Here is a 1057-nt window from a genome sequence, read left to right as displayed (position 1 = left end):
GTATCTGTACTCGCCCCACAGGCCGAGGCTCGAGCTCACCCTGCGGGTCAGACCCTGGTTGTAGGAGGTCGCCACCGTGTGAGTAGGCGCCAACACGTCGTTGGGGCCGTCATTGCACTGGCGCCGGCCGTTCTGCGGCGTCGTCGTGCATGTCGGGTAGCTGTAGCTGACCGAGTTACCGAGCTGGTCGTAGACGAAAGTCTGGGAGAAATACACGTCGTAGCGGTTGTCGCCGCTGTTATTGGGAAATTGCAGCTGCCGTCGCCGAGCTGATCGAGGAGCTGGCCGGCGGCGGCGGCGGCGTGGGCCTGTTCTCCGGCTGCGCCGCCGGCGACACGGCCATGGCCGTCGTCCTCCAGGTGACCGGCTGACGGCTGGCTGGCGCGCGCGCGCGTTCGAAGCGGACGTCACGAGTGCGAGCCTCGGCTGTTCCGGCGGGACCTTGGCTCAACTCGCCAACGCGCGCGGAAAAAGGACGTTGTTCTCCAGGTGTATATGCTCGTGGAGCGCGATCTCGAGAGCGGCGAGCCCGTGCCAGAGCGCCCGCCAGGTGTTGCACGCCTCGGCCGGTACCTGGTAGCCGTTGGTGAGCTTTCGGAGCCGCTTCAACGCATCACCGGCCGACTCGTGCTCACTCTCCATGACCGAGATCGGGCCGGCGGCCATCGATCCCTGATCTTGCCGGATCATCGGAAAGAGGATCTGTTCCTCCTTCATCATATGGTCCTGCAGCTCCTCCTTCAGGCCGAGATAGGTCGAGAGCAGCTGGGGGAGCACCTCGGGATGACGCTCGCCGTGGACGCGATGGACCTTTCGTGCCAGCTGCTCCAGACGTGGTAGCTCCTCGTCCAAAGGCCGGTGGTAGGCCGCCAGGATGTGGTCGACAAGGTCGTTGAGAGGAGCCTCGTCCCAGCATTCCAGGTCGGCGTCTGATTCCGCCAGCTGGTTGCGGATCTCTTCGAGGATCGAATCGGTGTCGAGCCCCTTGGCCTCACAGGCTTCTCGGATCGTACGTCCCCCGCCGCAGCAGAAGTCGATGCCGTGACGTCCGAAGATT

At 64.6% G+C, this 1057-nt stretch carries 2 protein-coding genes; both read right to left on the bottom strand.

Features of this window, described 5'->3' with window-relative positions; genetic code table 11:
* The coding region (locus GY769_02785; protein ID MCP4200843.1) for a hypothetical protein at positions 1–216 on the bottom strand (216 nt) is incomplete at its 3' end.
* Between the two features lie 231 nt (positions 217–447).
* A partial coding sequence (ric, locus tag GY769_02780; protein MCP4200842.1) for an iron-sulfur cluster repair di-iron protein occupies positions 448–1057 on the bottom strand: 610 nt, incomplete at its 5' end.

The organism is bacterium (assembly GCA_024224155.1).
Taxonomy (GTDB): domain Bacteria; phylum Acidobacteriota; class Thermoanaerobaculia; order Multivoradales; family JAHEKO01; genus CALZIK01.
Note: the sequence above shows the minus strand (reverse complement) of the source record. Positions and strands in the feature narration are given on the sequence as shown.